Raw genomic sequence first — 1,020 nt, forward strand, 5'->3', positions numbered from 1 at the left:
TCGGCCAGGCCTATCGTAGCGGTCTTTCGGGGCTGGAACATAAATTACTCCACGGAGCCTTGGCCATGGCCTCTAGCCTATCCCTCCAGGCTCTGGAAAGCGGCACTGGAGACTGGAATCAGGCCCTTCTGGCGGCGGGCACCACCATGGCGGCGGAGACGTGTGCGCAGGGCGTTACAGAAGGAATTCGAGACCAATTGCCTCAAAGAGCCCAGGGGGAAGGGCAGGAGGCCTATACCCAGCGCTGTCAGGAGGCAGCCCAGGCGTTGGCAGGTCGGGCGGTGGCATCGCTAAGAATCCTTCTGGCTACGGGGTTAGCCTTGGCGGGCAAGGATTCCGGAGACATCCAGGCCTGTGACACTGCGGCCACCACTGGCCTGGAGGAAAATTTTGTCACCACCATTCTGGCAGTAGCCTACGATGTAGCCCAGGGCGTAAAAGACGTGGGCGATGAGATCCAGGAGGGAAATTACTGGAGCGCCGCCGCTCAGGGGGCCCTAGCCACCGGATCCGTAACCTTGGATCTAGCCAGCGCAGGGGTGGGGAGCACGCTGGCCAGAACAGGGATCCGCCTGGCGCGAACCGCCTTAAGCAAAGACAAGGGAACGGGGATACTGAAAAAAGAGGGCGGCAATGCTTCGGGTCTAAAGGCCACAGGAAAACAGCGCCAGGAAAGGAAGGCGGGGACTCAGGATATGACCCCGGCGGAATCCCGGGCGTATTTCGAACGTTACAAAGACAATCCTGTGCCGGTGGGAGAATATCGCAAGCAAGAAATGAAAGAAGTTGTTGATAAAAGAACCCAAGAAACTGGATTCAAGCATGAACAGCACCATGTATGGCCCGTGGCTCAGTCCGATGAACTGCTTAAGGTTACTGGACGGAAGTATAAAAATAATGCGGTGATCCCTTTACCACTGAAATTACATCAAGCCCAGGGTCTTAAACTTATCCATCGAAGAAACAGACTCTCCAAACCTAATAATCCAAGAGAATCTCTGCTGCAAGGGGTGCAAGATA

Annotated in this window: 1 protein-coding gene; it reads left to right on the top strand. The window is 55.8% G+C overall.

What is annotated here, in order from left to right; all coding sequences use genetic code 11:
• The coding region (locus HCUR_RS08070) for a hypothetical protein (RefSeq protein WP_165780592.1) at positions 1 to 1,020 on the top strand (1,020 nt) is incomplete at both ends.

It is taken from the genome of Holospora curviuscula (assembly GCF_002930195.1).
GTDB classification, from domain to species: Bacteria; Pseudomonadota; Alphaproteobacteria; order Holosporales; family Holosporaceae; genus Holospora; species Holospora curviuscula.